The organism is Streptomyces sp. NPDC044571 (assembly GCF_040647115.1).
Classification (GTDB): domain Bacteria; phylum Actinomycetota; class Actinomycetes; order Streptomycetales; family Streptomycetaceae; genus Streptomyces.
Genome location: NZ_JBEZBN010000135.1, coordinates 1 through 1,330, shown reverse-complemented (window position 1 = coordinate 1,330; position 1,330 = coordinate 1). Strand labels below are relative to the sequence as shown.

The following is a 1,330-nucleotide window of genomic DNA, read 5'->3' as shown; positions in this document are numbered from 1 at the left end:
GCCGGACGCTGGAGGAACCCTTCCTGGAGGCGCTGCGCGCGGACACGCCCCGGGGCGGCGGGGTCGAGGAGGTCTTCGACGCGCTGCTGGTCGAGCCGGTGGACCACACGGACAGCGTCTCCGGTTTCCTGCAGCGCGACGGCGAGCTGTGGCAGATGCGCGAGTACGCCGCGCTGCGGTCGCTGTACCACCTGAAGGAGGCCGATCCGCACGCCTGGGTCATCCCCCGGCTGACCGGGCGGGCGAAGGCGGCGATGGTCGCCGTCGAGTACGACGAGTTCGGGGCCGGCCGGGCCGAGCGGGTTCACGCGCAGCTGTTCGCCGAGCTGATGGCGGACCTCCGGCTGGACACCGCGTACGGCCACTACCTCGATGCGGCACCTGCGCAGGCGCTGGCGTCGACGAACGTGATGTCGCTGTTCGGCTTGCACCGCGCCCTGCGCGGGGCGCTGGTGGGCCACTTCGCCTGCGTGGAGGTGACCTCTTCGCCCGGATCGCGGCGACTGGCCGCGGCCATGCGGCGCCTGGAGGCCGGGCCCGCCGCCGAGCACTTCTACGCCGAGCACGTGGAGGCGGACGCCGTGCACGAGCAGCTCGTACGCCGCGAGGTCATCGCCGGGCTCCTGGAGTGCGAGCCGCACCTCGCGGCCGACGTCGCCTTCGGCGCGCAGGCGACGACACTGCTGGAGGACCGCCTCGGCGGCGCGCTCCTCGACGCCTGGCGGCGCGGGGACTCCGCCCTGCGGCTGCCCCTCGCGGTGGCTGCCTGAGGCCGGCGCCCCGCCCCGGTCCTCTCGAACGGCGGGTAGGGGGCCGGTGGGCGGGGCGTCAGGCGGGCTCAGACGGCGGGGCCGGGGCCGAGGACGAAGCCGCTGCGGGGGCGGGTGGGGATCCGGTTCAGCGGGATCGTGAGGTCCTGCCCCGACACCGGGCTCCGGTCGAGACGGGCGAGTTCCGCGGCCAGGGCCGCCAGCACGGCGACGGCGACGTCCTCGCCGGGACAGCGGTGGCCGGTGCGGGGATCGCCGCCGCCCTGCGCGATCAGTTCGGCAGCGCCGGGCTCGCGGCCGAGGAAGCGCTCCGGCTCGAAGCGGTAGGGCCGCTCGAAGAGGACGGGATCGTGGTGGTGCCCGTAGACGTCGAGCAGGACGAGGGTGCCCTCGGGGATCCGCCGGCCCGAAAAGCCCAGGTCGCCGGCGGCGAGGCCGCCCACGAAGGGCACGAACGGGTAGAAGCGGCGGACCTCGTGGGCGAAGGCCCGGGCATACGCGCCGTCGTCCGCGCGCAGCCGCTCGCGCAGGGCCGGATTGCGGTGCAGGGCGTGTGCGGC

General features: G+C 75.5%; 2 protein-coding genes. One reads left to right on the top strand and one right to left on the bottom strand.

Features of this window, described 5'->3' with window-relative positions; all coding sequences use genetic code 11:
- Positions 1-770 (top strand): iron-containing redox enzyme family protein (locus AB0B01_RS30795; protein ID WP_361726275.1); only part of this gene is annotated, 770 nt, incomplete at its 5' end.
- Between the two features lie 68 nt (positions 771-838).
- On the opposite strand, the gene AB0B01_RS30790 is transcribed toward AB0B01_RS30795, so the two are convergent.
- The coding region (locus tag AB0B01_RS30790; RefSeq protein WP_361726272.1) for a cytochrome P450 at positions 839-1,330 on the bottom strand (492 nt) is incomplete at its 5' end.